The organism is Micromonospora polyrhachis (assembly GCF_014203835.1).
In the GTDB taxonomy this organism is placed as follows: domain Bacteria; phylum Actinomycetota; class Actinomycetes; order Mycobacteriales; family Micromonosporaceae; genus Micromonospora_H; species Micromonospora_H polyrhachis.
The window spans coordinates 753156-779776 of sequence record NZ_JACHJW010000001.1 but is presented as its reverse complement, the minus strand read 5'-3'; the positions used below and the strand labels follow the sequence as shown (position 1 = coordinate 779776).

Annotated in this window: 24 protein-coding genes; 7 read left to right on the top strand and 17 right to left on the bottom strand. The window is 69.7% G+C overall.

The window, feature by feature from the left end:
• Positions 1-153: 153 nt before the first annotated feature.
• Positions 154-1446 (bottom strand): MFS transporter, encoded by a 1293-nt coding sequence (locus FHR38_RS03175; protein WP_221448898.1) that lies wholly within the window; start codon positions 1444-1446, stop codon positions 154-156.
• Between the two features lie 625 nt (positions 1447-2071).
• Here FHR38_RS03175 and FHR38_RS03170 point away from each other — a divergent pair.
• Entirely contained in the window at positions 2072-2587 is a 516-nt protein-coding gene (locus tag FHR38_RS03170) for a hypothetical protein (protein WP_184532604.1), read from the top strand.
• Between the two features lie 103 nt (positions 2588-2690).
• On the opposite strand, the gene FHR38_RS03165 is transcribed toward FHR38_RS03170, so the two are convergent.
• The 9 genes from FHR38_RS03165 to FHR38_RS03125 all read right to left on the bottom strand — a co-directional run bounded on the left by FHR38_RS03165 (position 2691) and on the right by FHR38_RS03125 (position 11161).
• A complete protein-coding gene (locus FHR38_RS03165; protein WP_184532603.1) occupies positions 2691-2987 on the bottom strand; it encodes a hypothetical protein in 297 nt (98 codons plus the stop codon).
• A complete protein-coding gene (locus tag FHR38_RS31860; RefSeq protein ID WP_184532601.1) occupies positions 2984-3280 on the bottom strand; it encodes a phosphopantetheine-binding protein in 297 nt (98 codons plus the stop codon). Before FHR38_RS31860 ends, FHR38_RS03165 begins: the two co-directional genes overlap by 4 nt.
• A 163-nt stretch (positions 3281-3443) precedes the next feature.
• The gene (locus FHR38_RS33070) at positions 3444-4805 is read right to left on the bottom strand and encodes an FAD/NAD(P)-dependent oxidoreductase (protein ID WP_184532599.1); all 1362 of its coding nucleotides are present in this window, start codon (positions 4803-4805) and stop codon (positions 3444-3446) included.
• Positions 4802-5146, bottom strand: coding sequence for a (2Fe-2S)-binding protein (locus tag FHR38_RS03150; RefSeq protein WP_184532597.1), 345 nt, complete (start codon positions 5144-5146; stop codon positions 4802-4804). The genes FHR38_RS33070 and FHR38_RS03150 overlap by 4 nt, the downstream gene beginning before the upstream one ends.
• Complete coding sequence (locus FHR38_RS03145; RefSeq protein ID WP_312881767.1) at positions 5133-6281, bottom strand: NAD(P)/FAD-dependent oxidoreductase; 1149 nt, start codon at positions 6279-6281, stop codon at positions 5133-5135. Before FHR38_RS03145 ends, FHR38_RS03150 begins: the two co-directional genes overlap by 14 nt.
• Positions 6278-7627 (bottom strand): aminopeptidase P family protein, encoded by a 1350-nt coding sequence (locus tag FHR38_RS03140; protein WP_184539174.1) that lies wholly within the window; start codon positions 7625-7627, stop codon positions 6278-6280. The genes FHR38_RS03145 and FHR38_RS03140 overlap by 4 nt, the downstream gene beginning before the upstream one ends.
• 62 nt (positions 7628-7689) lie before the next feature.
• A complete protein-coding gene (locus tag FHR38_RS03135) occupies positions 7690-9231 on the bottom strand; it encodes an aldehyde dehydrogenase family protein (protein ID WP_312881766.1) in 1542 nt (513 codons plus the stop codon).
• On the bottom strand, positions 9228-10229 hold the full coding sequence (locus FHR38_RS03130) for a proline racemase family protein (protein ID WP_184532595.1): 1002 nt from the start codon (positions 10227-10229) through the stop codon (positions 9228-9230). Before FHR38_RS03130 ends, FHR38_RS03135 begins: the two co-directional genes overlap by 4 nt.
• The gene (locus tag FHR38_RS03125; protein WP_184532594.1) at positions 10229-11161 is read right to left on the bottom strand and encodes a dihydrodipicolinate synthase family protein; all 933 of its coding nucleotides are present in this window, start codon (positions 11159-11161) and stop codon (positions 10229-10231) included. Before FHR38_RS03125 ends, FHR38_RS03130 begins: the two co-directional genes overlap by 1 nt.
• Positions 11162-11516: 355 nt before the next feature.
• On the opposite strand from FHR38_RS03125, the gene FHR38_RS03120 reads away from it, so the two are divergent.
• Positions 11517-11900, top strand: a complete 384-nt coding sequence (locus FHR38_RS03120; protein ID WP_312881764.1) for a nuclear transport factor 2 family protein — start codon at positions 11517-11519, stop codon at positions 11898-11900.
• A 210-nt stretch (positions 11901-12110) separates the two neighbouring features.
• Here FHR38_RS03120 and FHR38_RS03115 read toward each other — a convergent pair whose 3' ends face one another.
• The 6 genes from FHR38_RS03115 to FHR38_RS03090 all read right to left on the bottom strand — a co-directional run bounded on the left by FHR38_RS03115 (position 12111) and on the right by FHR38_RS03090 (position 18902).
• Entirely contained in the window at positions 12111-12293 is a 183-nt protein-coding gene (locus FHR38_RS03115; RefSeq protein WP_221448896.1) for a hypothetical protein, read from the bottom strand.
• 140 nt (positions 12294-12433) lie between these two features.
• On the bottom strand, positions 12434-13168 hold the full coding sequence (locus tag FHR38_RS03110) for a GntR family transcriptional regulator (RefSeq protein ID WP_312881763.1): 735 nt from the start codon (positions 13166-13168) through the stop codon (positions 12434-12436).
• 106 nt (positions 13169-13274) lie between these two features.
• Positions 13275-13943: a G/U mismatch-specific DNA glycosylase gene (mug, locus tag FHR38_RS03105; RefSeq protein WP_184532593.1), complete on the bottom strand. Its 669-nt coding sequence runs from the start codon at positions 13941-13943 to the stop codon at positions 13275-13277.
• Positions 13944-14092: 149 nt separating this feature from the next.
• Complete coding sequence (locus tag FHR38_RS03100; protein ID WP_184532592.1) at positions 14093-16648, bottom strand: collagenase; 2556 nt, start codon at positions 16646-16648, stop codon at positions 14093-14095.
• Positions 16649-17161: 513 nt separating this feature from the next.
• Positions 17162-18019 (bottom strand): septum formation family protein, encoded by an 858-nt coding sequence (locus FHR38_RS03095; protein WP_184532591.1) that lies wholly within the window; start codon positions 18017-18019, stop codon positions 17162-17164.
• Between the two features lie 52 nt (positions 18020-18071).
• Positions 18072-18902: a hypothetical protein gene (locus tag FHR38_RS03090; protein WP_184532590.1), complete on the bottom strand. Its 831-nt coding sequence runs from the start codon at positions 18900-18902 to the stop codon at positions 18072-18074.
• A gap of 143 nt (positions 18903-19045) precedes the next feature.
• On the opposite strand from FHR38_RS03090, the gene FHR38_RS03085 reads away from it, so the two are divergent.
• The 4 genes from FHR38_RS03085 to FHR38_RS03070 all read left to right on the top strand — a co-directional run bounded on the left by FHR38_RS03085 (position 19046) and on the right by FHR38_RS03070 (position 22481).
• Positions 19046-20293 carry a sensor histidine kinase gene (locus FHR38_RS03085; RefSeq protein ID WP_184532589.1) on the top strand — a complete coding sequence of 416 codons (1248 nt, stop codon included), beginning with the start codon at positions 19046-19048 and terminating at the stop codon, positions 20291-20293.
• Positions 20290-20952 (top strand): transcriptional regulator, encoded by a 663-nt coding sequence (locus FHR38_RS03080; RefSeq protein WP_184532588.1) that lies wholly within the window; start codon positions 20290-20292, stop codon positions 20950-20952. Before FHR38_RS03085 ends, FHR38_RS03080 begins: the two co-directional genes overlap by 4 nt.
• Positions 20953-21040: 88 nt before the next feature.
• Complete coding sequence (locus tag FHR38_RS03075; RefSeq protein ID WP_184532587.1) at positions 21041-21469, top strand: hypothetical protein; 429 nt, start codon at positions 21041-21043, stop codon at positions 21467-21469.
• 202 nt (positions 21470-21671) lie between these two features.
• The gene (locus tag FHR38_RS03070; RefSeq protein WP_184532586.1) at positions 21672-22481 is read left to right on the top strand and encodes a hypothetical protein; all 810 of its coding nucleotides are present in this window, start codon (positions 21672-21674) and stop codon (positions 22479-22481) included.
• On the opposite strand, the gene FHR38_RS03065 is transcribed toward FHR38_RS03070, so the two are convergent.
• Positions 22418-24988: an NACHT domain-containing protein gene (locus FHR38_RS03065; protein WP_184532585.1), complete on the bottom strand. Its 2571-nt coding sequence runs from the start codon at positions 24986-24988 to the stop codon at positions 22418-22420. The genes FHR38_RS03070 and FHR38_RS03065 overlap by 64 nt on opposite strands.
• Before the next feature lie 450 nt (positions 24989-25438).
• On the opposite strand from FHR38_RS03065, the gene FHR38_RS03060 reads away from it, so the two are divergent.
• Entirely contained in the window at positions 25439-26182 is a 744-nt protein-coding gene (locus FHR38_RS03060) for an alpha/beta fold hydrolase (RefSeq protein WP_184532584.1), read from the top strand.
• The last annotated feature ends 439 nt before the right edge of the window (positions 26183-26621 follow it).

Sequence of the window (26621 nt, the reverse complement as noted above, 5' to 3'; positions counted from 1 at the left end):
AAGGACGCGCCGGAGCAGCATCGCGAGGCATCAGCCGCATGCCACTCCAGCGCGCCCACCCAGGGGCTATCAGGTCCAGCTAACGCCACGCCCCGCGCATACGCCACGCATGAGCCACTCCCTTCTCTTGCGGGTCACCCCCGTGACGACCCGTCAGCCAAGCCTGGCCCGCGAGGATTCGGTAACGGAAGGCTCTGGGCTGGTCGAGGTCGTACGAGGTTGTTCGGGAGCGGGCTCGAACACCACGGCCGGGCGGGTCCGTCGGGGCCAGAGCGGAACCGAGGCGAGCACCGCGATCGCGCCCAGCAGCCCGGCGGTCCCGATCACGGTGGTAGCCCTCCACCGCTCGGCGGCGAGACCAGCCAGCAGCATGGCCAGTCCCTGGAATCCGCTCAGGCCGGTGATGGCGATCCCGAAGGCACGAGCCCGGTACTCGGCCGGCACCGCCCGCCCGAAGAGCGCGTTCAGTGGTACGGCGAACGAGCTGCTGGCACCAGCCAGCAGTAGCAGGCCCAGCACCGCCCACAGCGGAGGTGCGCTCCAGACCGCCACCAGGACCGCGCCGGACAGGGCGGCCAACGGGAGGACCAGACGTGGCCGTACCGGCGGTGGGCACAGCCGGGTGATGGCCACCCCACCGACCGCCATCCCCAGCGGTGCCGCCGCCAGCAGCAGTCCGACCAGGCCGGGGCCGCCGCCGTACTGGACGGCCAGCGGAGACATCAGCCCCTCGGCGGCATAGGTGAAGGCACTGGCCACCCAGAGCACGACGACATAGGCGCGAAGTCGGCGATCGGTGAAGATGACGCGTAGGCCGATGGCGATGCCACCCGGGACCGCCCCACCCGCTCGCCCCGATGCCGGGCGCGGGCGTACGCCGATCAGGATGAGTAGCGCGGACACCAGGAACGTACCTGCGTCGATGAGCAATGCGCCGGTCATGGAGAGTAGCGCCACCAGGCTGCCACCCACTCCGAAGCCGACCACCTGGACGACCTGCGCGATGGTGTTGTCGAGTCCGTTGGCCACCGGGTACCGGTCACCGTCGAGCACGTCCGGCAGTAGGGCGGCACGGGCCGCCACGAACGGCGGACGCAGCAGGTTGACCCCGAAGAGCAGCGCCACCAGGGCCGGAGCGGGCAGGCCGGGCAGGGCCGCCAGGGGGATGAGCGCCGCGCGGGCCAGGTCGCAGCCGATGAGCACGCGCCGACGGGGGAGCCGGTCGGCGAAGCCGGACAGCAACGGCCCGCCGGTCAGCCAGGCCAGATAGGAACTGGCGAAGGCTGCTGCGGCCAGTGCGGCCGAACCGGTGGTCGTGTAGACGAGAAACGCCACCGTGACGGCCGTGAGCTGGTCTCCCACCAGGGACAGCACGTACGCCGCGAGCAGGTAGCGGTACTCACGTACGGCGAACACCTCGGCGTACGTGGCGGCACGTTCGGCCACAGCTACTCTCCTCGATCCGTCACTGCTCCGACGGTATCGGTGCGGGTGCCGGTCCGGAGGGGGCTACCAGCGGCTTCGGGCGTTCGGATCTGTTCGAATCCGTTCGCTCCTCTTTCTGCCGAGTGCGACTGGTTACGAGACTGGCATATCCGCTTACGGGGGTGGCGGGGCGTCGAGGTCGTCGGCGTGCCGATTTCGTACTCCGGCCGGCGGGCGGTTCTTCGACGGAGGCCCAGTGAACACATCGGCACAGTTGACGCTCGGTCAGCTCGCTATTCGGGGCCCTGTGCGTACGTAGTGACTAGGGCGGGTCACTCGCCTCGACGGTGCGTAACCGGGCGACCCGTAGCTGGCTTCGACTTCGCTGCAACGCACGTCCTGGTCGTATCTGACGGGGCGCAGCGCTTGCGAGTCATGCGGAGAATGACGTCGCGGGAAGTGACCGGGGCCGGACCGCCGGACACTGTGGAATGTCGAGTCGGATAGGTGAGCGATGATGGGACCAACCACGAGGCCCTCTGCCGAACGAGTACATGGGTTTTTGGCGGCCGTGGGCGCGCTACTCACCGGCGTTGCTCTTCTACTCCTCTCGCTGCTCCCGAGCGCGCCGTCCGAGGTAGCCGACATGAGGGCGTGGGTCGACAACGGCAAGGCGCTGCTGTCGTGGAGCGACGAGTTGCTGTTCTTCGCGATCGTGAGCTGGGGAGCCGGCGCACGCGGACTCTTCGGCACGCGGAAAGCGGAACGATTGGCGCGGATCAACGTCGGATTTTCCGCCCTTGCCGTCGCTCTCGTCTCTCTCCTGGTACTTCTGCTCGTTGTTGGCCGATTGGTCTACCCGGTATATGGGATTGACCTGTCCCCCGATGCGCTGGCTCTGCTCATCAGCTCGACGTTCGGCACCCTGCACCTGGCGTTACTGGGCTTCGCCGTCGCCGCGGTGACACTCACGTGGTCGACGCGCAGCGGACTCTGGGGGAGGGTCGTGGGCATCGCCGCCGCAGCGGTATTCATCGTGGGTTCGTTCCCCTGGCTCACACCGAGTTGGTGGAACACACTCGTCGCGGTGCTGCTGGCCGCATGGGGCGTATTTCTGAGCATCACCGGCGTCACCCGGCAGGGCGACCCGGACAAGGTGTAAGCGGGTCGCATTCATCCCGGGCCTGGTGCATCGGCTCACGGTACGGCCCACGCCCTAGATGCTGACACGGCACGCCACCACGCGAGGCTGATTCCGTAGCAGGTCAACCACGGCGGGGGACCGCGACCATCGGCAGCCGTTTGATCCCGGCGAGCCAGGTCGACCGGACGTGCTCGGAGGTGAAGACACGGTGGTCGGTGAGGACCCGCTCGGCGGCGGCATAGTTGGTCACCGCCCAGAATCCCGGTTTGCCGGCCACCGGCTGCCACCGGACCGGTTGCCGCTCCCGCAGCACCCCCCAGACCGCGTGCGGTTCGCCCTCGCCGTACAGCCGGGCATCGGCCAGGTCCACCCGGTCGAGATCGACGGCAGCGCTGCCCGCCGGCCGGTCCAGCCTCATCGCACCCGTGCCTCCGGGACGTTCACCGGCATCGCCGCGACCAGGTCGGCGATGGTCGGGGATAGGAAGAGCACGGCGGCGTCGACCTCGATGCCAAGGTCACGGTAGATGTCCATCAGCAGGTCGGCGGCGAGCAGGGAGTCCCCGCCCAGTTCGAAGAAGTCGTCCTGGACGCCCACCGGGGTCACCCCGAGCTTGGCGCTCCACAGCTCCGCCAGCCGCTGCTCGGTCCGGGTCGTCGGTGCCACGTACGTCGACGCCACACCCAGCTTCGCGCGGGAAACACCACCCATGACGTTCCTACTCCCCGTCTTCGTCACCACCGGCCCGGTTTCCAGGTTCGTTCCAGCGTCGAGCCGGGGCGGTTGCCGATCAAGCTCTTCGCTGTTCGGATCCGTTCGGGCTTGTTCCCGGCGAAGTCGACCAGGTGTCGCCCGCACAAGGGCGAGGTGCCGTTCAGTCGTCGTCGGCCAGCTCGCCGAGGGTGATCGGCTGCGCGATGGGGCGAGCACCATAGGCGATCAGGTCGGCTGCGGCGAGCCGCCGTCCGGTCGTCCGGGCGGTGAGGCAGGCCGTGGCGTAGCCGCACATCCGACCCTGGCACCAGCCCATCCCGGTACGGTTCATCAGCTTCGCGCCCCGAGCGTCGACGACGGACCCGTCCCGTACCGCCTGCCGTACCCGACCGACCGGTACCTCCTCGCACCGGCAGAGCACCGTGTCGTCGTCGCACCAACCCGGCCAACCGGCCGGTACGGGATGCGCCGCGTGCAGGGCTGCCGCGAACCGGCGTAGGGTGCGCCGCTGCAGCAGCAGGCGGGCGTGCCGCCCGGCGGACCACGGCGGGTCACCGCCCAGCGTGGTCGCGGCGGCGGCCCCGGCCAGTTCACCCTCGACCAGGGCGAGCGCGGCTCCGCCCACCCCGGTGACCTCGCCGGCCGCGTATACCCCGGGCACCGAGGTCCGCTGTGCCGCGTCGACCGTCACCACGAGGCTGCCGTCGGTGTCCAGCCGGGTCGCGCAGCCGAGCGCCAGCGGCAACTCCAGCTGTGGGGTGAAACCGTAACCGACCGCCAGCCCGTCACAAGCCACCTCGCGCTCACTGCCGGGCATCACCCGACCGCTCTGGGTCGAGGCGACCGTCACCGCGGTCAGCCGGTCGGTGCCGTGCGCGGCCACCACCGCCGAGCCAGTCCGGTAGGGCACCCGGTGCCGCAGCAGTGTCGCACCGTACCCGCCCGCCTCGGTGAGTTTGCCGAGCGCTCCCGCCAGCGCCGGCAGTTGTCGCAGGTAGCGGGTGGGTTGGTTGGCCTCGTGGACACCGAGGACGGTAGCCCCGGCGGTGGCGAGGCCGGTCGCGACGGGCAGCAGGAACGGGCCGGTGCCGGCCACCACGATCCGCTGGCCGAACCGTACCCCCTGGCCCTTGAGCAGGGCCTGCGCGCCACCGGCGGTGAGCACCCCCGGCAGGTCCCAGCCGGGGAACGGCACCACCCGGTCGTACGCCCCGGTGGCGATGACGAGACGCCGGCCGCGTACCTGGCCGGTGCGGGTGTGCACGGTGAGACCGGGCTCGACGAACCAGACCGCCGCCTCGGCGTGGTGGTCTACGCCGTCCAGTCCGGCGTGCAACCGTCGGAAGGTCGACCAGTCGTGGTGCTCCCGGCCGTCGGCGTCGGACCGGTGCCGCCAGTACTGCCCACCTGGGCGTGGCGCGGCATCCAGCAGCGCCACCCGGCAGCCGGCCCGGGCCGAGGTGACCGCCGCCGCCAGCCCGGCCGGTCCAGCCCCGACCACGATCACGTCGTACGTCGTCACGCGCTCGTCCCTCCGTCCTCGGTCTCCACGAGGTCGCGGGTCTTCACGAGGTCGCGGGTCTCCACGACGTCGCGGGTCTTCACGACGTCCTCGCTCTCCACGACGTCGCCGGGTCGTGCGGTGACCAGGCAGGCCCGCTGGTCCGGCGTCCCGTTGATCCGGACCAGGCAGTCGAAGCAGACCCCGATACCGCAGAAGACGCCCCGGGGGCGGCCGTTGACCCGGGTGGTACGCCAGGACCGGATACCCGCGTCGAGCAGGGCGGCGGCGATGGACCGCTCGCCGTCGGTGGCGATCGGGTGGCCGTCGAAGCTGAAGTACCGACCGTCAGAAGTGGACATCGAAGCGCTCCGGGGCGAAGTGTTCTAGGTCGACCTCGGGGGACCGCCCGGTCAGCAGGTCGGCGATGGCGTGCCCGGTGGCCGGGGCGAGGCCGATGCCGGCCCCCTCGTGCCCGGTGGCGTGGTAGAGGCCGGGCACGCGCTGGTCCGCGCCGATGACCGGCAGATGGTCGGGGCTGTACGGGCGGAACCCCCGGTAGGCGCGGATCGCCGCCACCGAGGTGAGTACGGGGAACAGGCGGACCGCCCCGGCGGCGAGCCGCCGCAGGACGGGCAGGGAGATCGTGGCGTCGAAGCCGACCCGCTCGCGGCTGGAGCCGATCAGGATCGTCCCCGCTGGAGTGCCCTCGACCACCGGGGAGGTCTCCAGGTCGGCGCTGTCCCGGCCGACGTTGGCGACGTAACCGGCCGCGTAGACCTTGTGCCGGACCAGGGGCGGTAGCGCCTGGGTGACCAGCACGAACCCGCGTCGGGGCAGGATCGGCAGCCGGACCCCGGCCAGCTCGGCGAACTGCCCCGCCCACACTCCGGCGGCGTTGACCACCGCCGGAGTGTGGACGTCCCCCCGGTCGGTGACCACGGTCCGTACCCGACCCATGGGGTCACGGCGGATGCCGGTGACTGTGGTCCGGGTCAGCACCCGGGCACCGGCGGCTTGTAGTAGCTGAGCAGCGGCCAGCATCGGCTGCACCTGCATGTCCTGCGGATAGAACGCCCCGCCGCACAGGTCCCGGGCCAGGTGCGGCTCGTAGCCGGCCAGGTCGTCGGCGGCCAGGTCGACCACGTCGACGCCGGCCGCGCGTTGCCGGGCGGCCAGTGTCACCAACCCAGCCTGTTCCTCCGGCGAGGCGGTCACCACCAGGCCGCCCTTGGGCTCCAGCTCGATCCCATGCGTCCCCAACTCGTCGCCGAGCGCCCGCCACAGCCGGCCGGACCACTGTGCCAACGCCAGTTCCGGGCCGGGCGGCTTGTCGGAGACCAGGATGTTGCCCTCGCCGGCCCCGGTGGTGCCGCCGGCCATCCCGCCCCGGTCGACGACCACGACGGAGAGCCCGGCCCGCGTCGCGTAGTAGGCGCAGGCGGCACCGACCATCCCGGCCCCGACGACGACCAGGTCCGCGCGGAGACCGTTCACGAACCGATCCGGTGCATCCACGCCTCGACGTCGGCCGCCGTTCGGGGGAGCGCGTCGGACAACATTCGGTAGCCGTCGTCGGTGACGACGATGTCCTCCTCGATCCGGAACCCCATCCCGCGCAGCTCGGCCGGAATGAGTTCGTCGTCGGGTTGGAAGTAGAGTCCCGGCTCCACGGTCAACACGTGCTCGGCGGCCAGCCGTCCGTCGAGGTACTGGCCGGACCGGGCCGCCGCGCAGTCGTGCACGTCGAGACCGAGCATGTGCCCCGAGCCGCACAGCGTCCACCGGCGGTACAGGCCCGACTCCTCGGTTAGTGCCTCCTCAGCGGAGCAGGGCAGCACCCCCAGGTCGGCCAGCCCGTGCGCCAGTACGGTCATCGCCGCCCGGTGAAACTCCCGGTACTGCGCGCCGGGGCGCAGACAGGCCAGGGCGGCGTCGTTGGCGTGCCGGCACAACTCGTACAGGTCCCGCTGGAGGGGGGTGAAGTGTCCCGAGATCGGCAGCACCCGGGTGATGTCGGCGGTGTAGAGGCTGCGGGTCTCCACCCCGGCGTCCAGCAGCAGGAGGTCACCCTCGCGGATCGGGCCGTCGTTGTCGATCCAGTGCAGGGTCGCCGCGTGTGCCCCGGCCGCGACGATCGAGTGGTAGCCGACGTCGTTGCCCTCCAGCCGGGCTCGCTGCCAGAACACCCCCTCCAGGTAGCGTTCGGAGGTGCGCATCGCCATCGGCAATGCCCGTACGACGTCCTCGAAGCCCCGGGTGGTGATGGCGACCGCCTCCGCCAGCTGGGTGATCTCCCACTCGTCCTTGACCAGTCGGAGTTCGGCCAGCACCGCGGTGAACTCGGCATCGGCGAGATCATCGGCGGGCCCGGGCAGCAGCGCGTCGACGTGCGGATCGACCCCGCGCAGCACCCGGGTCGGGGTGGTGTCGTCGAGCGTCTTGGGTAGTTCGGCGACGTGTCGCGTGGGCAGGTCGAGTCGGCGGGCGCTCTCGCCGAGGGTGGGCCGTCGCCCGGCCCAGAGTTCGCCGTACCTGCGGTCGCGGAAGAACTCCCCGTCGGCACGTCCGGAGCGGGGTCGCAGGTAGAGCGTGGGCTCGCCGTCCGGCTCGATGACGAGTACCCCGTCGGCGGTCTGGTCACCGGTGAGCCAGGTGTACGCCGAGTGCGGCCGGAAGCGGTAGTCCTGGTCGTTGGTACGGCGCTGAAAGTTCCCCGCCGGTACGACCAGCCGCTGCCCCGGGAACGCCTCGTGCAGTCGGCGACGCCGGGGTACGGCCCAGCCGGCGACCTCGGCGACCGGCAGGTCATGCTGTTCGGTGTCCACCCAGCCGGTCCGCATGAACTCTGCCAGCGCGGCGCTGACCGGCAGGTCGTGGCTCCCGGTGTGGAAGGGGGGACGGTTCACTGGAGCTTCCTCTCTGCGGCCGGTACGGGTGACGCAGCCGCAGCCGGTGCGGCTACGGGCGGTGCGACTATGGACGGTGCGGCTGCGGACGGTGCGACTATGGACGGTGCGGCTGCGGACGGTGTAGCTGCCGGCGGTGCGGCGAGGGTGATGGTCCGGGTTGAGGCATAGAAGTCCAGGGCGGCCAGCCCCTGCTCGCGGGGCCCGATGCTGGACGCCTTCTCGCCGCCGAACGGTGCGTAGAAGTCCACCCCGGTGGTGGGAGCGTTGACCCGGACCAGGCCGGTGTCGGCTCCCCGGGCAGCCTGTAGCAGCGCTCCGACGTCCCGGCCGTGCACCGAGGTGACCAGCCCGTACGGCACGTTGTTGGCCAGGGCGACGGCGGTGGTGACGTCGGGGGCGGAGAGGATCGCCGCCAGTGGCCCGAAGGTCTCCTCCTGAGCGAGGGCGTGCGCCGGGTCGAGCCGGTCCACCAGCACCGGCGCGACGTAGTACCCCTCGGGCAGCGTCCGTTCCCCGGTGAGGACCCGGGCACCGGCGGCCCGTGCGCTGGCCACGGCGTCGCGTACCCGGGCCCGGGCGGCGGCGGTGATGACCGGCCCGACGGTGACCGCCGGGTCGGCCGGGTCGCCGACCGTCAACGCCACGACGGCGGCGACCAGCGCCTCGGTGAACGGTTCGGAGTCGCCGACGACGATGATCCGTCGGGTGGCCGTGCACTTCTGCCCGGCATAGCCCATGGTTGCGCCGGCCAGCATCGCGGCGGTCTCGGCGAGATCGGCGTCGGGCAGCACGATGGCGGCGTTTTGTCCGCCCATCTCGGCCTGCACCGGCCGTCCCCGGCGGGCAGCGGTGGCCACGACCTGTCGGCCAACGGTGACACTGCCGGTGAAGGAGAGCACGTCGCTCGCCTCGACGATGGCCCGCCCGGTCTCGGCACCCCCGGGCACGACGGCCAGTAGTCCGTCGGGCACCAGCCCGGCGAAGAGGCGGGCGATGGCCTGCCCGCAGGCGAGCGCGTCTGGCGACGGTTTGAGCAGTACGGCGTTGCCGGCAGCCAGCGCCGGTGCCGCCTTCCACAGTGGAATGGCCAGCGGGAAGTTCCACGGTGTGATCAGTCCGGCGACCCCGTACGGCCGACGTTCGGTGAAGAGCAGCCCGGGTTGGGTCGCCGGCAGGGAGGGCGGGAACATCTCGCCCACGGCGGCGAAGCAGGACTGGGCGTAGTAGTCCAGGATCGCGGCGCTGCGCGCCAGTTCGCCGCGCGCCTCGATGACCGGCTTGCCGACCTCGCGTACGACCAGGTCGACCAGTTCGTCGGTGGTGGCGCGGAGCCGGTCGGCGACCGCCCGTAGCACGGCGGACCGGGCGGCGGCACCCTGATGCCACCAGCTTGCCTGGGCCGAGCGTGCCTGCCGGGCCAGTACCTCGACCGTCGCGGGGGATACGGCCGCCGCCTCGGCGACCAGGTCGTCCGGGCACTGCGGCGACCGGCTGGCGAGCATCGGCTGGGTCGAGCCGGACAACGGCGCGGTCACAGCAGGAACCCAGCCGGGAACGGGTCATTTGGGTCGAGGAAGTGCTGCGCCGTACCGGTCAGCCAGGCCCGCCCGGTGATGGTGGGCAGCACCGCGGCCCGCCCACCGACGGTGGTGCCGCCGACGAGCCGTCCGATGAAGTGGGTGCCGAGGAACGACTCGTTGACGAAGTCGTCGCCAAGGGGCAGGAGCCCTCGGGCATGCAACTGGGCCATCCGGGCAGAGGTGCCGGTGCCGCACGGGGACCGGTCGAACCAGCCCGGATGGATCACCATCGCGTGTCGGGACAGCCTGGCGTCGGAGCCCTCCTCGGCGAGGTAGACGTGGCGGCAGCCGGAGATGTGCGGCTGCTCCGGATGCTTCGGTGGGGCAGCTTCGTTGATCGCGCCCATGATCGCCAGGCCGGCGTCGAGCAGCCGCTGCTTGTCAGACCGGTCGAGGCGCAGCCCTAGTTCGGCCAACTCCACGATGGCGTAGAAGTTACCGCCGTAGGCCATGTCGTATCGGACCGGGCCGAACCCGGGGACGGTGACCTGGGCGTCGAGGGTGACCGCGAAGGACGGCACGTTGTGCAGGGTCACCGATCGGGCCACGCCGTCCTGCACCGCGACGGAGGCCACCACCAACCCGGCGGGGGTGTCCAGCCGTACGACAGTGACCGGCTCGGTGACCTCGACCATGCCCGTCTCGACGAGCACGGTCGCCACCCCGATCGTGCCGTGCCCACACATCGGCAGGTAACCCGAGACCTCGATGAAGAGCACGCCGTAGTCCGCGTCCGGTCGGGTGGGCGGTTGCAGGATGGCGCCGGACATCGCGGAGTGGCCCCGAGGTTCGAACATCAGCAGGCCGCGTAGCTGGTCGAGGTGGGTGGCGAAGTGCTCGCGGCGCTCCGCCATCGTGTCGCCCGGGATGGTGCCGATCCCTCCGGTCACCACCCGGGTCGGCATCCCCTCCGTGTGGGAGTCGACGACGTGGATGACCCGACGACTACGCATCAGCGACCGCCGTCCGGGACGGGTGCACCGTCGACGATGTCCTGCTGCTCCACGGCCAGGGCCTGCTCGGTCGCCTTCCGGATCTCGGTGGTGGCGGCGGAGGTCAGGGGCTGGCGGGGCTGCCGGCAGGGGCCACCGTTGCGCCCGGCCAGGTCCATGGAGAGTTTGATGGCCTGGACGAACTCGGACCGGGAGTCCCAGCGCAGCAGGGGGTGCAACCGCCGGTAGAGCGGGGCGGCGGTGGCCAGGTCGCCAGCCCGGGCAGCCCGGTAGAGCCGGACGCACGAGCGGGGGATGGCGTTGGGATAGCCGGCGATCCAGCCGACCGCCCCCGCGTTGAGCAGTTCGAGCGCGACGTCGTCGGCACCGGCCAGTAGGTCGAGCCCGGGGGCCTGTTCGGCGAGTTCGTAGGCCCGCCGTGGGTCGCCGCTGAACTCCTTGACGGCGACGATCAGCCCCTCGTCGTAGAGCCGGCGAAGCAGGGTGGGGGTGAGGTCGACCCGGGTGTCGTACGGGTTGTTGTAGGCCACTATCGGGAGGCCGACCTTGGCGACCTCCCGATAGTGGGCCAGTACCGCGGTCTCGTCGGCGCGGTAGGCGGTGGGTGGCAGCAGCATGACGGCGGCACACCCGGCCTCGGCCGCCTTGTCGGCCCAGTGCCGTGCCTCGTCAGCGCCGTAGGCGGCGACGCCGGGGATGACGGAGCAGCCCTCGGGTGCGGCGGCGACCGCCGCGCGTACCACCGCGATCCGCTCGGCGACGGTGAGCACCTGGTATTCCCCGAGCGAGCCGTTGGGCACCACGCCATGGCAGCCGTTGTCGGCGAGCCAACGGACATGCTCGGTGTAGGCGTCGAGGTTGACGCTTAGGTCGGACGAGCGGAACGGCAGGGTGGTCGCGACCAGGACGCCCTGCCAGGGGATGGATTCCATCTGGCCTCCAGTAAAATGTTACATGGCACCGTATCATGGTCTGATAAAACCGATCAACACTCGTGGATGACCGCGTGGGCGGGGGTGTCAGGTGCGGTCCGATCGCGCCCGTCGCAGTCGTCGCCGGAGTCGTTACGCCGCGTAGCTTGTAGGGTGACCTGTCTCGGTGTGCTCGGTGGCATGAGTGCGCATCTGATCAAGCACTCCTGGCGGCCGGCATCACGCATGATCGGCGTGTGACAGGATGGTTGAGCATTCCTCAAACAGCAGGGTAAGGGGTCGGTCGATGTCTCGCGTGGGTCAGCCGTCGGACGATGCTCTCGGCTCCGGAACTGGCGGCACAGGTCTCGCCGAAGTGGAGGCGCTGCGCGCTGCCGAGCGGCGTTTACAACGGGCTCAGCTGGGCTCTGATGTCGAGGCGTTGGATCGGTTGATTGACGACCGGCTCGTGTTCACGGGCCCTGACGGCGGTTTGTACTCCAAACAGGACGACCTACATGTGCACCGATCCGGCCAGCAGTCGATGACCCGGGTGGAAGAGGAGGACCTGTCGGTGCTCGTGGTCGGCGGCACCGGGGTGACCTGGTTCCTCGGCACGCTGGAAGGAACCCTGGCCGGCGAGCCGTTCCTCGCCCGGGTGCGTTACACGCGTACGTGGATCCTGGACGGGGACAGGGGATGGCGCCTGATCGCGGCACACGCCAGTCCTGCCGAACGGGGTGTTACCACGGGCGGGTGACCGAGCGACGGCTCGCGCCAGTAGCCACTCGATGTATCGCGTGACGCACGCGGCCGCATTCGGCGCCGCCGGTGGCCTACTTGCTGAACTCGGTTACGGAGAACGCCTTGTCCAGCCCACCGGCGGCCAGGGCGTCGTGGCGGATCACAGGACTTCCGTAGTAGAACTCGTCGACCAGGGAAAAGCGGGCGAGAGATGCCCACTCGCTCGTCAGCCGGACAGGATGTCATCCAAACCCGGGGATGACGTCGCATGGCGTGATGCTTCGCAGGCTTCGCGGTGTGCGTGCTGGATGGTGGCGATCGTGTCGTCGTCATCGAGGAACGCCTCGAACTGGGCACGGGCTGGCGGTGCGACGACCTGGTCGGCGAAGTTAGGCGGGTAGGAAGGCATGGGCGAAGCATTCCAGACCGTCGCCTGGGAACAACCAGCGGACATCCGTACGAGCGGTCGGCTGACTTGTTCGAACTGTGCCCGCTCGATGTGGTGCCGGCCGGAGTGGATCCGCCGTCACAGCTGCGGCGGTATGGACGTCAGCCCCGCGTCTCGCCGTGTTCCGACTCCGGGCGGTTGGCCCAGATGCCGCGTACGTGTCGCAGGTGGCGACGCATCAGGTCGGTGACCGCCTCGCGGTTGCCCGTCTCCAGCAGCTCGACGAGTTGCACGTGCTCATCGGCGGAGGCGACCAGCTGGCCGCTCTTGACCAGCGCGTCCAGCCCGTACAGCCGGGTGCGGTTGCGCAGGTGGGCGATCATGTCCACCAGCCGCCGGTTGCCGGCCGAGCTGAGCAGAGTCAGATGGAACGCGGTGTCCGCCTCGATGTAGCCGACCATGTCACCGCGGCTCGCAGCGGCCACCACCGAGTCCGCCAGCGCCCGGAGCCGCTTCAACTGTTCGGCGGAGAGCCGGCCGACCTGCTTGGCGACCACCGGGATCTCCAGCAGCTCCCGGATCTCGGTTATCTCGTCCAGCTCCTCGTCGGAAAGTGAGCTGATCCGGAACCCCTTGTTCTTGGCGATCGTGACCAGCCCTTCCTTGGCCAGATCGAGGATCGCCTCCCGGACCGGGGTGGGGGAGACCCCGAACTGTCCGGCCAGGGTGGGTGCCGAGTAGATGGTCCCGGGTCGTAGTTGCCCGGCGACGATGGCCGCACGCAGCGCCTGCGCCACCTCTTCCCGGAGGCTCTGCCGCCCGCCGAGGGTCGCCAGTCCCAGGTTCCCTCCGGTGCTGCCCGTGGTGGCATCACCCGTCCGCCATTCGGCCGTCACGCCCACACCACCCCGGCTCTCGTCAGCCCGCTCAGCCTATCGGACACCGGCCCGCCAACCCGGGTCCGGCCACAGCGCGTCGATCGGCTCGGCCGAAGCCGGTTGGTCACCTGAGCGCGGTTGCCCGCAGTTCCGCGAAGGCGGCACCGAGACTCTCGGCTGTGTAGTGCGCGTTCAGGCCGCTGGGGTTCGGCAGTACCCAGATCCTCGCCGGGCCGAGCGACTCCGGCTGCGGACCGAATCCGGCGTGCGGTTGTGCGAAGCCGATCCGGTAGGCGGTGATTCCGAGTACCGCCACCCACTCCGGTTGGTACCGGCGGGCCTTCGCCGCCAGCATGGTCGCCCCGGCGAGCAGCTCCGGTCGGGTCAGCTCCTCGGCTCGGGCGGTCGCCCGGGGTGCCAGGTTGGTGATGCCCAGCCGGTGGCCAAGCAGTTCGTACTGCTCGACCGGCCCCAACTGGCGTGGCGTGAACCCGCCGCGGTGCAGGGCGGGCCAGAACCGGTTACCCGGCCGGGCGAAGTGGCAGCCCGTGGCGGCCGAGTAGAGCCCCGGGTTGATGCCACAGAAGAGGACTGCCAGTCCGGAGGCGATGACGTCCGGCAGGACCAGGTCCACCGCTGCCGCCAACTCCGCCCGGCTCGGGCGGGGCGGGTAGCCGGCGGGTGGATCCGTCGACCTTCGTGGTCGGCCGGCGGGTGGATCCGTCGACCTTGGTGGTCGGCCGGCGGGTGGATCCGTCGACCTTCGTGGTCGGCCGGCGGGCGCGGGGTCCATGTTGCCGATCCTGCCGTACGCCGCACCGGCCGGCACGGTTCTCGCAGCGTGTGTGCGGGAGAGGCGGGCAGGTGGTCCGCCGTAGGTAGGCCCGGGCGGGCATCGACGTGACCACTACGTCGTCGACACCCGCCCGGGAGGGTGGGGGATCAGTATTCGGTCTTCACCGTCACGCCGGTGAAGCCCTGCGTGGCGTACAGGCTGATGAAGTGGTAGCCGGCCGGTGGGTTGGTGATGGTCAGGGTCTCGCCGTTGCCGGTGTTGACCGACCGGTTGTCGTAGGCCGAGGTGGTGGCCCAGGTGCTGCGGTTGTAGTACAGATCCGCGTCACCGGTACCACCCGAGGCGGTGATCCGCAGGGTGGTGGTGCCGGCCGGGACGTCGAGGTAGAGGTAGTAGTAGTTGCCGCTGGTCGCCGCGAGCCCACTGCGCTGGCAGTTGCGGCCCAGCATCCGCACGTCGCTGCCGGTGCACTCGGCCACCGGAGTGTTACCACCCACGGTGACGCTCTGGGTGGTCGTACCGGTGGCGCCCTTGTCGTCGGTGACGGTCAACGTCACGGTGTACGTCCCCACGTTGGCGTACGTCTTCGCGGGGTTGGTCGCCGTCGAGCTGCTGCCGTCGCCGAAGTTCCAGGAGCGGGCGACGACGCTGCCGTCGCTGTCGGTGGACCGGTCGGTGAAGGAGGCGGTCAGGTTGCTGGCCGTGACGGTGAACGCGGCCACCGGGGCCTGGTTGGTGGGCGGGTTGGTGCCGCCGCCGCAGTTGCCGGTGGCGCAGGCGGTGAGCCAGGCGTTCCAGTCGCTGTCGTAGCGGCTGCCGATGGTACTGGTCAGGAAGGTCCGTGCCGCGTTCCAGTTACCGGTCCGGTAGTACCCCAGCAGGGTGGTCAGGTCGGACCGGTGCGACTGCATCATGTATCGCACGGCGAGGTAGCCCCACCGGTAGATCCGGGTGCTGTCGTGGCTGTAGGTCGTGTCGAAGAGGCTCCGCAGGGTGTAGGTGCGCTTGCCGGCCTCGGTGATGGCCGCCGTGTAGGTGAGGTTCCGGTACGAGTAGGAGACGTACTCGGCGAAGCCCTCGATCCACCAGATGGTGGGGGTGGAGATGTTGGCGGTGAAGTTGCCGTACATGTTGAACCGACCGTCGAGGTAGTGCGTGTACTCGTGGTTCAGGTTCCAGATCTCGAACGTCGGGCGCACCCATTCCGCCTCGTACGCGATGAACCGGGGCTGGTTGCCGGCCGCCGCCGGGTCACCTTCGAGGTACATGCCGCCGTTGTTGGTGTCGATGCCGAACATCGGACCCGCGTACGTCTGGTAGTCGGTGCTGGAGTCGAAGACCACGACCTCCAAGAGCGTGTTCCGGTCGTTGGCGACCGGACCGTTGTCGGCCACCAGCGAGTGGAAGTAGGCGTCCTGGTTGCGCATGCTGTTGCACGCCCAGCTCAGCTCGGACGACGTCATCTGCTGGGCCCGGATCCGGATGCTGGCGCTGCACGTGTAGGTGATCGGCAGGACCGTGGCGGCCAGCCGGGCCTGGAGGTCGCAGGTGTCGTAGTAGGCGCAGTTGGTTTTGTCGTAGTAGTCGGTCATCTCGGCGACGCCCACCCAGAGAGGTGCGGTCGGACCGGTGATCGAGCTGAGGTTCAGCAGGCCCCGGGCCTGCGGCCGGACCTTCGTCCGCAGGTCGGTGTGCTGGAGGAACCGGCCGAGTTCCCGCCCGGCGTTCGAGGTCAGGTAACCCTGTTCGGTGCCGAGCAGGGCGCGGTGACCGGAGGCGAAGTTGTGGAGCGTGTCGATGACGCTCGGATCGGCCTTGACGGTGGTGACGAAGGTCGGGACCTGGTGGCCACGGAACAACACGATGTAGACGTTGTTGACCGCGTTGAGCATCCACCACGAGTTGTCGTACGAGCTGTTGTAGCCGTTGAGCAGGCGCTTGACGACGTAGAGGTAGCGGGCGTTCTCCTCGGCGCTGTCGATGAGCGTCACCGCCTCGGCCAGGGTTTCCCCGTTGGCGTCGGACACGTCACCGGAGCGGCTGTTGGCGAAGAAGGTGTCCAGGCCGGAACGGATGGCGGTTTGCAGGGTGCCGCCGTACGTGCCGACCGTCTCCGGGTAGTACCAGTGCACGTAGTAGCCGGCCCGCAGGTAGAGCACGAGCTGGGCGGTGCTGGTGCTGTTGTTGCCGGGGTAGCTGCTGGCGTTGTCCCTTAGCCCGTACGCGACGCTGGCCATCTGCGACTCGCGGAAGGCGTAGTACGCGTCGCTGCCGGTCAGGCTGAACAGGGTGTTGACGCAGTCGGTGGTCGATGCCTCGATCTGCTGTACGAGGGCGGTGCCGGTCCGGCTGGTGAAGTCGCTGGTGTTGCAGGCGGCAGCCGCGGTGGTGGCCCGTCCGGTGGTCGAGGGTCGCGCCGGCCGCTGGGCGGTGGTGGGGTCGTCGTAGTCCCGCCTCAGTTGGTCCTTGGTCGACGGGAGCGGCGCCCGGTCCGGTACGGCCAGCGGCGTCTTCTGGGTGTGTCCGGTGGTGTCTTCGGTGCCGACCGGCGGTGGCCCGTCTACCGGTGCCGGTCCGGCGGCCGGTGCCGCCGTGGCGATCGGGGCTGCCGTGCCGGGCTGGCCCGGTAGGGCCAGACCCATCGTCAGGACGAGGGTCACGGTCGCGAGTCTGGCCAGTCGGCCGGAGAGTGTGTGCTTCATCTGTCGCCTCCGGGCGAGATGACGGTCGCGTGGGGGTGCGGCCGATAGGTGGGAGCAGGGTCGGGGAGGCTGCACGGGGGCATGGCCGTTCCTTAATGGAGGTGGTTTCCCGAAGCCGTGGGCGATCGAATTGCCCCGATGGCTGTGGGGTGTGGCGTGTACCATGGCACACATCACACGCCATGTAAACAATTGTTCATCATCGATTCATTCGGTGATGGTTCGGCTGCTGAAAGTAGGGGCAGCTGGGAGTGAGGTGTGGTCAGTCGGCAGGTATGCCGACCACGGTCGAGCATGATCGGCGTACGTCGAGCTCGGTTGACGTTCGTCGAGAATGGTCGGCGGACCAGGAAGACGTGCCGTGGTGCCGCCCCACTCAGCTCATTGGAACGCCAGGTACGTCATCCGGCGCAGATGACGTACCTGGCGTTCCAATGACGGCGGCGACTGAAGGGCTGGACGATCACCGTCGCCGAATCCCCGTATCGTTTTCCGGGCAGCACATGATCGACATCAGTCTCGAGGGATGGGGAAGTCCTTCACGCCGACCGACTTCAGGGACTTGCTCACCGTGCGCTCTTCGAGCCAGAGGAAGCAGCGGACACCTCGATCGCCCGCCGTCCAGGATATCTCCTCGGGAGGGAAGTAGAGCGCACCGGAGCGGGCAGCCATGTCATCGTCGTTCGGCAGATCCGCGAAATCGGCGATCTTGCTCAGGCAACCGTCCAGCATGGCGTCATCGGGCAACTCCGCGTACGGCCCGGCCGGGGCGGTCCAGACCCCGGCGAACTCCGTGTTGTGCGGTTCGGTGCAGCTCATCGGAAACATGCGGCTCAGTTGGCCTGCCTCCAGCCCTGCCACATAGCAGTTGTGGCGCAGTGAGGAAGGCGTGCTCAGTGCCGAAACCAGGGTGCCGGCCCGTGGCACCGGGTGGGGATCAAAGGCCGCGCCGACCTCGCTGAGGTCACAGCGAAACCAACGCTGCCCCGCGGTCCAGGCAGCCGTCGACGGAAGGACAACCCGGAGCAGCAGTCGGGCCTCCCGCCAGTTGCCGCCGACGAAGGACGATGCCTGGACGTCGCAGGCGGCGTAGGCGCGTAGCCGTACGGGGGAGCCGTCTGTGGGCGGACGCGTGGGTGAGGCATCTTCGCCAGCGAACGCGCCGACGTGGAACGTTTCCACCTCATGGCTCTCCGCGCAGTTGATGGGCGCGTATGGCTCGACCTGCCTGGCTATCTTGTGGCAGACCCCAGCGGTCGGGATGAACGATGCCGACGCCGACGCCGATTTGGGCGACTCCGGTCCACAGCCAACCGTCAGCGACGCCGCCACCAGGAACATCACTATCGATGCGGCCGCTGACCGTCGCATGTAGTCCCCCTCACGGTAGAGGCGTAAGGATACGGACGTGGCCGACGCCTCCTCAGCGGTGCTTCCGGGTGGTGATCCGGACCTGGTCGGCGGTCACCGTGATGGTGCCGGTCCACTCGCCCTCGTCCTTCTGGAACCTGACGACCGTCGTGCCGTTGGCCGTCTCGTCACCGACGATGTCGAAGAACCCGGTCGGCAGGTACTGCCGGTAGAAGGCCAGCGTCGTCTGCGGGTCGGGCGCGACCAGGGTGAAGGAGGCACCGGCGACCGGGTCGGAGACGTTGGCAAGTCGCGTGCCGGGCGGAAACCGGAAGTTGAACGGCAGGTTGGTGACACCCAACTCCCGGCCGGTCATCGCCACGTCCGCCGGCGGCTGACCGGGGGTCGCCGGCTCCGGATCCGGCTCGTCGAGCCCGAAGGTGATGGTGGAATCGGCGGATGTGGTGATCACCTGCACCACCCAGCCGTACCCCCGGAAGTGCAGGGTCGATCCGGTGTCGGTGACCATGGTGTAGCCCTGGGCGGGCGCCTCGGCGCGATAGTGGGCCAGCACCCGATCCGGTGCGGGCTGGTCCAGGATCACCGTCGCGGAGGTGTCGTCGCCGAAGGCCATATCGACCTTGCTGCCGGCTGGAAAGGTCAGTCGCGGGGCCACGGCGGTGACGGTCCGGCCATCGACCTCGACCCGCTGGCCAGACCCGGCCGGGGACGGCGCAGCCCCACCGGTGGAGCCGGGCGAGGCGGGACTCGACGCTGCCGGTCCGGGTACGGGAACCGTCGAGTTTCCGCAGCCCGCAATGGCATTCAGGAGCGCGACCGCGACCAGGGACGCCGTCAGGAGACGTCGACGGGATCGGCTGGACGCGGTGCGGATCGAACTCATGGGGCAATCCTCCCGGATGCGGGGCGACGTGAAGTCCTGCGAGGATCCTGACCGGTGCCGACAGTGTCCGGCACGTCGGAAGAACTGCTGTCGGCAGAGTGGCCGACACCCGGCCCGGTGACCGGGTTCGGCATGCTGATCCCATGGCCACCGTCACCGCCGTACCGTCGACCGGCCGCCAGGACGTCCGGAGGACCCCACTGAACGGGGGTTCCGATGCCCCACAGCGGTTGACAGTGACACTGCTGGCGATCCTGACCGGCGTCCGGATCGCCCAACTCGCCGCCTGGCCGATCGCCGTCGCCACCGGCGGAACGGCTGGCCTCCGGTCCGTCGCAGCGGCCTGGGCGGCGTACGCCGTACCGGCGGTGGTGGTCGTGGTGGTGCTCGTCCTGGCCTGGGCCCAACGTGGCCTGACCCCGACGCTGGCCGTGGTAGACGCGGGCGTGTCGGTGCTGGCGCTGCTGGTCGGCGGGTGGGTGACCACGCCCGGGGCCGGCACGGGGTTCAGCCACCCGACCCTCCCGGTCGGCATCGGCGCGGCGCTCGGCATCGCGTTGGCCTGGCCCCTGACGCGGGCGCTGGTAGGCCACCTCGTCCTCTGTGTCGCCTACCTCGGCGGCGTCCACGCCACCCTGGCGCTTGGGCCGATCGTCCTCTCCAGCGTCCTGGGCAACCTGGCCATGCTGGTCGGGGTGCCGGTGGTCGGCGCGATCGTCGCCCGCACCCTGTTGGACGCTGCGGCCCGTTCGGCCGCCGCCGAGCGAGCCCTCGCCGAGGCGCAGACCCGGGTCCAGGCGGATGCGGTCCGGGAGGTGGAACGGTCCCGGCAGTACCGGATCCTGCACGACACGGTGCTGTCGACGTTGAGCGCGCTGTCCCGAGGCAGCCTCGACGCCGGGGATCCGCAGGTACGGCAGCGGCTGGCGGCCGACGCGGACTATCTGCGGGGTCTGATCGCCACCACCGCCTCCACCGCCGGGATGCGTCTCGTCGGGGCGCTCGCCGCCATCGGCCGGGAGCCGGCGACGTCCCGGTTGCGGGTGCACACACACATCGCGGACGTGCCGGACGACCTGCCCCCGACGGTGACCGACGCAGCGGCGGAGGCGGTGCGGGAGGCGCTCAACAACGTGGCCAAGCACAGTGGGACGCAGTCGGCCCGGGTCACCATCACCGGCCCGTCGCCGGTCGCCGTGGCCGGTGAACCGCCGGCACGGCTTCAGGTCACGGTCGCCGACCGGGGTACGGGATTCGACGTCGCCGCCGTCCGGCGGGGGATCGGGCTACGCGAGTCGATCACGGCCCGGATCACCGAGAGCGGCGGCGCGGTGCTGATCGACAGTGAGCCGGGACAGGGAACCACGGTGGAGATGAGGTGGCCGGCATGAGCGTGATCCGGATCGGTGCCATCGACGACGACCGGATGTTGCTGGGCGGGCTGCGGTCCTGGCTGGCCCCGATCACGGACGTCGACCTGGTGCTGGTCAGCACCACGGTGGCCGGTTACCTGACCGAGGTCGATCCGGCAGCGGTGCCACAGGTGGTGCTGCTCGACCTCAACCTGCGGGACAACTCGGTGCCTGCGGAGAACGTGGCCCGGGTGCTGGCCACCGGTGCGCAGGTGTTGGTGGTCTCCACCATTCCGGATGCCGACGGGGTGCTGGCCACCATCGAGGCGGGGGCCTCGGGATACGTCACCAAGGACCAGGACCTGGAGGTCCTGGTGCAGGCGATCCGGGATGTGGTCGCGGGTGGGTTGGTGGTCAGTCCCGAGTTGGCGTTCGTGTTGAGCCGGGACTCGCGCCCCCACCGGCCGCGGTTGTCCGCGCAGGAACGAGCGGTGCTCACCGCGTACGCCTCGGGTGCCACACTGGCTGCGGCGGCGCGACGGGCAGGGGTGGCGTACGGCACCGCCCGGGAGTACCTGGAACGGGTCAAACGCAAGTACGCCGAGGCGGGGCGACCCGCCCACACCAAACTCGACCTGGCCGACCGGGTCCGGGAGGACCGGCTCGAACTGCATGGCCTCGGCGAACCGGGATCCTGATGCGCGGTGGCCGACGCCCTTGTCCGTCGGCTGGGAGACTTTCGTAACCGCCGATGCGTAACGGCGTCGTACGGGGTAGGTTGGTGTCGTGGTTCCCATCGCACTCGCCCGCCCATTGTGGGGGGTGGTGCGCCGGTCCCTGCGGATGCTGACCGGCCTGGCGATGGCCACGATCGTGCTTGCCCTGACTGCCGGTGTTTGGCAGGCCACGGCGAGTGGCGGGCTGACGTCGGCCAGCCCGGATTTGGCAACCATGCCGGTGGTGCAGGTCACCGACGTCGTTCTGGTCTCCGACCCGATCGAGGTCGACCAGCGGCTCGGGATCGGCCAGCGGCTCGGGATCGACCAGGGCTCCGGCACCGAGCAAACGGGAGATCGACTCCCCGGCGACGAACGGGCCGACCGGCTCGCGGCTCCGCTGCGGCTGATCGAGCGGCCTGCGTGGACGCCGATCTGGGAGCCGGACGCCGACCCGTACCCCCGGCCGGCTGGGCCGCGAGGGCCTCCTCGCCGGTAGTCCGTCCGCGCTACCTCGCCACCCGATGGCATGAGCTGCGCGTGATCTTCGGCAGTAGTCAGTTCGCTCCAACTTCCTGAAACCGTGCGCGCCCCGGCCCTGTATGGGCCGGTCGAGGAAGCGCCGGACGTGGTCGGGTTGGCGGCACGCCGTGCGGCTCGACCGGATTCCAGTCACATCGTTCACCTGCGAGGTCATGGAGATGCAAACCGTTCTGTACAACTTCCTGCTTGAGGTGCCCCGGGCAGCGCTGATCTGGCTGGCCCTGATGCTGCTCGCGATGCTCGCGACGGCCGGTCTGGTCGCCCGGCCGAGTCGGGACCGGGCCGGCGACCGGATGCGGGTCCGTGCGGCGGCCGGCCGGCATGCCCAGTTGGTGGCCGAGACGCAGGAGGCGAGCCGCTATGCGGAGGAGGTGGCGGTGGCGGCGGAACGGGCGACAGCCACGGCCAAGCGTCGTCGGGCGGAGTGGCTGACCGCTCAGGAGGAGGCCGAGGCGGCCTGGCGGGCCTTCGATGCGGCGGACGTCGCGCTGCGACGGGTGGGGGCCGCTGCGGCGCTGCCCGTGCCGCGTACCCCGCGAACCCCGGCCGAGTACGCCGATCGGGAGCGGTATCTGCACCGGGCCGCCACCGCCGCCTTCTGGCGAGAGGAGCTGTCGGTGGTGGAACTCGGTGACGTGCTGGCCCACCGGCACGGCTGGGATCCGCGGCGGCACCCGGTGGAGCAGGAGGTGATGCTGCATCGGGCGGTACGCGCCAGGCTGCTTCTCCGGCAGCAGACGGCGGCGGAGCGGGAACGGGCCGTGTGGCGGGCGGCTGACATCGCTGCGGCGTCCGCGCGCAGCCTGCGAGATGAGGCGTACGCCGCGGCGCAGCGTGCCGGTCAGACGCGGCACCGGTTGACCGCGACCAGCCGGTGGGCCAGATTGGCGGCCGGTATGGCGCCTCAGTCCGACCGGACTGCTCGGCTGCGTACCGCTCGGGCCGCTCGGGCCGCTCGGGCCGCCTGAGTGTGCCCGGATCGAAGTTGACCAGGAATGTTCAATTGGTCTGCGTCAATAGTTAGGTGGTGTTGGATCTGCCCGTGCCGGAACTGGTAGACGGCACCGGACTGGCGTAGCACGCCCCGGTGGTAGGCGTCGTTGAGAAAGGTGATGGTGCGCCACGGCAGTCGTCCGGTCAGGGGAAGCCAGAACCGGGCGAGGATCAGCCAACGGCCCCAGGCGTTTCCGAGTAGTGCCCCGAGGAGGCCACCCAACAGACCGCCCAGCAAACCGACCGTCAGGCCACCCAGATATCCGATCGTGAGGGCGAAGACCGAGCCGAACAACAGCAGCTGCAAAATGGTGTTCCGTCGATCCGAGGCGAGTAGCTTGATCGGGTTGACCATCGTCCGGACGTCGATGGGTGCGGTGAATTCGCCGAATCCGAAGACGAGCACGATCGCGAGCCCGACCGCGATACCGACGAGGAGCCCTGCCGACAGACCCGCCGCTCGGCCGAAGGCGAGCGCGAACAGCAGACCGAGCACGAACCGCACCACGATTCCGACGGCAAGTCCGATGGCCAGCCACAATACGAGTCCGCGGAAGACCTCGCGTAGTCGACCACGGAGACGTAGCTGGGTGCGGGACGGCTCGGCATGCTCGCCCGACAGGCCGAGAGCGAGGCCCACCGCGAGGCCGACCGAAAGGCCAGTGGCAAGCCCCAGGGTGAGCCCGACGGTGAGCCCGCCGAGAACCCCGACCGCCAGGCCGTGGGCGAGGCCGAACAGGACACCACGCAGCACGTTACGTTCGGAGCTGCGTACCCGGACCTGGTTGGCGGAGGGAGCCGGTGCGCCGGTCACGAGCCCGTAGGCCAGCCCGAACACCACCAGGAACACCGGCCCCGCGGCGAAACCATAGGTGGGGCTGATCACGAGCCCGCCGGCAACGCCGAAGCCGATCGCGGTGACCAGCCCGTACGCGAGTCCGCGCAACCCGTCGCGGAGCAGGCTACGTGCCCGTGTACGTGCTGGTCTCGGACCTTCGACCGCCAGGCCGAAGGCGGGCCCACCGATCAGCCCGAAGAGGACTGCGAACGCCGTCCCGGCGACGATGCCGGCGACGGTGGCGAAGACGGCACCGCCGAGCAGCCCGTAGGCGAGGATCCGGGCTGACCGGCTGAGCGTGCTGCCAAGGTGCCACCAGGCCAGATCGCGGGTGTCGAGGCGGTCGAGGTGATGGGCGAGGTAGGTCAACCAGCGCCGGACCTGGTCGAGGTCCCAGTCCTGGTAGCGGTGTGCCGAGGAGTTCCGCTCCGCTTCCCGACGCTGGTAGACAGCGGGTACGAAGGCGATGAAGAGATGGGTCCGGAGCGACTCGGCGGTCGGAAACCGGGAGCTGTCGAGTAGTACGACCGGGTCGTGGCCGGGCGTGTCGCTGTAGATCGTGCGGGCCAGCGCAACCATCAACGGGGTGGACAGCGCCGAGGCGAGCGCGTCGGTGTGCGGGTCGGTGGGGTGGCGGTCGAGCCACTGGAAGACCGGCTCCCAGGCGGTGGTGTGCCCGGTGCCGCCGGAGGTTCGGCGGGTGGTCCGAGGTAGGTAGTCGGCCAGGTCGGTCACGGTCAACTCGTCCAGTACGACGGCGGCGGCGGATCGGAGCGCGCCGCTGGCGGTGGTCGCCGCCGCGTACTCCTCGGGTCGGCTGGTCATCAGCAGTGGGCTGGTCGTGGCGTTGAGTGCGGCGAGTGCTGGTTGGTGTAGCCCATCGGAGATCTCGTCGAAGCCGTCCAGAACGGGCAGGATCCGGTTCGCCGCCACCAGCGCGGCGGCCAGACTCGATGCTCGATTGCCCGGTATCCCGTCCGCGTCGGCCGGTGCCGCGAGCCCGGGGTGGTCCCGGATGAGCTGGTGGGTCAGCCAGCTGGTGAACGTCATGCTGCCGGGGTCCCAGGAGCCCAACGTGAAGACCACCGGTACCGGATCGGTCGTCTGCCGGCTGGCGAGCAGGTCGAGGACGAAGCGGAGGGTCAGGATGGTCTTGCCGGAGCCGGCGGCACCCAGGACGACCAGCCGGCGGGAGGGGATCCGGTGGAATTCCGCCACGATCTGGCCCAGTCGGCCGGCCAGCGGGATCGGGCCGGACTCGGTGCCGGCCGGGGCGCGGCGGATGTTGGCCCAGTGGTCCATCAGCCCCTCGTCGGCGAGCCGCCACCGGACCGCGAGGGGAAAGGGATCGTGGATCCGGCGTTGCTCCTCCTCGCGGCGCCACAGCACCCCGACCGCCTCGGCCAACTGTTCGGCCGCGTCCGCCACGGCCATCCCACGGCCCACCGCCCGGCTTTCCTCACCGGCGAGGGCCTTTCGCCCCTCGATGGCCGTCACCGCGATCAGCAACGTGCCGACGGCGAGCCAGATCCACGGCTTCCATCGGGCCGGGAGCTCGATGTCACCGGTGGCGAGATTGCCGACCAGACCCAGCAACGAGGCTGGTATCCCGACGATGGTCAAGAGCGAAGGCCGGCGTCGCACCGTCCCTCCTTGTCGTTGCTCGCGTGGTCACCTGCGACAGCGGACATCGACAGGGCCACTTTGCTACTGCTCGGTATTTGTTTCCCGCGTCTTATCTCGGTTGCGACGACGGTTTCTGATCGGTGACGTTCGTCGTTTGCCGACACACTGGGGTCGCGAACGAATTCGAGCACGGCGGCGCGGAGACTGTCAATGGATCGCTATCGTTAGCATGGACGTACGGATGGTCGGACATTGTGGACGGCCGGCAGTATCTGACTCCGGAACAACTGACTCGGTCCGGAACAACTGACTCGGGCCGGAACAATCGGTCGGTCCATTCGGTTGGATGATCAGTTGTCGCGAGGTGGGAAATGCTTCATGTCGTAGCTAGTCGGATAAAGGCCTTACTGGTGGACGGGAGGACCCGAAATCCTCAACTATCATCGTCAGGGTGCCGGCGAGCCCCTTGTGCTGATCCACGGGATCGGCGGCAGTTGGCAGATCTGGGCGCCGGTCCTCCGCCGGCTTGTGACGTGCCGCGACGTGATCCTGGTCGACCTGCCGGGTTACGGGGCCTCGGCGCGTACCGTGCAAGGCGCTGGCGCGCCGGCGTTGGCGGACGGGCTTGAGGGCCTTCTCGACAGTTTGCGACTGGAGACGGTGCACGTAGCCGGGAACTCGATGGGCGGCTGGATCGCGCTCGAACTCGCCAGCCGGGGCCGGGCCCGTACGGTCACGGTGCTCTCCCCGGCCGGTTTCTACAACGCCGTCGAAGCGGTGTTCACGCGGATCTCCCTACAGGTCTCGGTGCGGATGGCGCGGCTGCTGGCCCCCCGGGCGGCGCGGGTCTTCGCCAGCGTCCTGTGCCGGTCGGTGTTGTTCGCCCAGTGCATGGGACGCCCGTGGCGGCTGTCGACGGACGAGGCGGCGGCGATAACCCAGGCCTTCGCCGAATCGCCGTACTTCGAGGCGGACCTCGCCGCCATCACCGGCAACCGGTTCGCGGGCGGCGCGGATATCCGGGTGCCGGTGACGGTTGGCTGGGGGCGGCGGGACCGGCTGTTGCCGCCCTGGCAGGGACGTCGTGCGATGCGGGAGATTCCGGCCGCCCGACTGGTGTCGTTGCCGGGCGTGGGGCACATCCCGACCTACGACGATCCCGATCTGGTGGCCGATCTGCTGCTGCGCGGGTCTGATCGGTCTGTCCGCTGAGGTGGGGGATACGACATCAGTGGAGGGCTGACGTGGGCGATGTCGCCCACCTGAGGTGGGTGGGAGTCCTCGACGTCAATCGCCACTTCGACGCAAGTGAATCACAATGGGTGAGCAAATTGGTTCGGAACGTATTTTGCTTGGTGGGTAGATTTCTCGGAAAAGCTCCGATTGCCAGTGATGTGGGTGGCTGGGTCTCGTTACTCGCGGTTGTCTGAGGTTTTGGTTCGGCGGTGGGGATCTGGGGCGTGATGGCATGGGATTCGGTGGCCAAAGACAGATAGACTCCACTGTGGTCGCGCTGCCGCTCCGTTCCTTTGTCTGCGTGTCGTCGTCTCGGGGTGGTCGACCAAATCGTGCTTTTTTGTTCAAGGCAAACTCACTGTAGTCGGGGGAGGACGGAGTGCAGTTAGGCTTATCGGAGCGCATTCTCTCGTAC

Excerpts from the sequence above, each read along its gene's own strand:
- FHR38_RS03170 (WP_184532604.1), top strand. The coding sequence starts at position 2,072 with ATGAGGGCGTGGGTCGACAACGGCAAGGCGCTGCTGTCGTGGAGCGAC.
- FHR38_RS03165 (WP_184532603.1), bottom strand. The coding sequence starts at position 2,987 with ATGAGGCTGGACCGGCCGGCGGGCAGCGCTGCCGTCGATCTCGACCGG.
- FHR38_RS31860 (WP_184532601.1), bottom strand. The coding sequence starts at position 3,280 with ATGGGTGGTGTTTCCCGCGCGAAGCTGGGTGTGGCGTCGACGTACGTG.
- FHR38_RS03150 (WP_184532597.1), bottom strand. The coding sequence starts at position 5,146 with ATGTCCACTTCTGACGGTCGGTACTTCAGCTTCGACGGCCACCCGATC.
- FHR38_RS03140 (WP_184539174.1), bottom strand. The coding sequence starts at position 7,627 with ATGCGGACCGGCTGGGTGGACACCGAACAGCATGACCTGCCGGTCGCC.
- FHR38_RS03130 (WP_184532595.1), bottom strand. The coding sequence starts at position 10,229 with ATGCGTAGTCGTCGGGTCATCCACGTCGTCGACTCCCACACGGAGGGG.
- FHR38_RS03125 (WP_184532594.1), bottom strand. The coding sequence starts at position 11,161 with ATGGAATCCATCCCCTGGCAGGGCGTCCTGGTCGCGACCACCCTGCCG.
- FHR38_RS03115 (WP_221448896.1), bottom strand. The coding sequence starts at position 12,293 with ATGCCTTCCTACCCGCCTAACTTCGCCGACCAGGTCGTCGCACCGCCA.
- mug (WP_184532593.1), bottom strand. The coding sequence starts at position 13,943 with ATGGACCCCGCGCCCGCCGGCCGACCACGAAGGTCGACGGATCCACCC.
- FHR38_RS03100 (WP_184532592.1), bottom strand. The coding sequence starts at position 16,648 with ATGAAGCACACACTCTCCGGCCGACTGGCCAGACTCGCGACCGTGACC.
- FHR38_RS03095 (WP_184532591.1), bottom strand. The coding sequence starts at position 18,019 with ATGCGACGGTCAGCGGCCGCATCGATAGTGATGTTCCTGGTGGCGGCG.
- FHR38_RS03090 (WP_184532590.1), bottom strand. The coding sequence starts at position 18,902 with ATGAGTTCGATCCGCACCGCGTCCAGCCGATCCCGTCGACGTCTCCTG.
- FHR38_RS03085 (WP_184532589.1), top strand. The coding sequence starts at position 19,046 with ATGGCCACCGTCACCGCCGTACCGTCGACCGGCCGCCAGGACGTCCGG.
- FHR38_RS03080 (WP_184532588.1), top strand. The coding sequence starts at position 20,290 with ATGAGCGTGATCCGGATCGGTGCCATCGACGACGACCGGATGTTGCTG.
- FHR38_RS03070 (WP_184532586.1), top strand. The coding sequence starts at position 21,672 with ATGCAAACCGTTCTGTACAACTTCCTGCTTGAGGTGCCCCGGGCAGCG.